Origin of the sequence: Streptomyces lothianensis (assembly GCF_047779955.1) — a bacterium.
Taxonomy (GTDB): Bacteria; Actinomycetota; Actinomycetes; order Streptomycetales; family Streptomycetaceae; genus Streptomyces.
In genome coordinates, this window is the sequence record NZ_JBLMKT010000184.1 from 1 (window position 1) to 217 (window position 217).

Sequence of the window (217 nt, forward strand, 5' to 3'; positions counted from 1 at the left end):
AGGTGGGCAGACCGACACGCCGGGCGCCGGTGCCCGCGTAGTAGGCCGACCAGTCGACCGTGGTGCCGTGAGCGTGGAGCTCGGCAAGCGCGGTGACGACCGCTTCGGTTTCGGGGCGGTTCTTGCGCAGCGCCGGGACGAAGACGGTGTCCGTTTCGGTGCTGGTGGTGTCCTGGGCCATGGCGGACAGGACACCGCCGGGGCCGAGTTCGAGGTA

General features: G+C 70.5%; 1 protein-coding gene. It reads right to left on the reverse strand.

Annotated elements, in window-relative coordinates; genetic code table 11:
* On the reverse strand, positions 1-181 hold a 181-nt coding region (locus ACLF6P_RS30155), incomplete at its 3' end, for a hypothetical protein (protein WP_415954616.1).
* Positions 182-217: the final 36 nt, after the last annotated feature.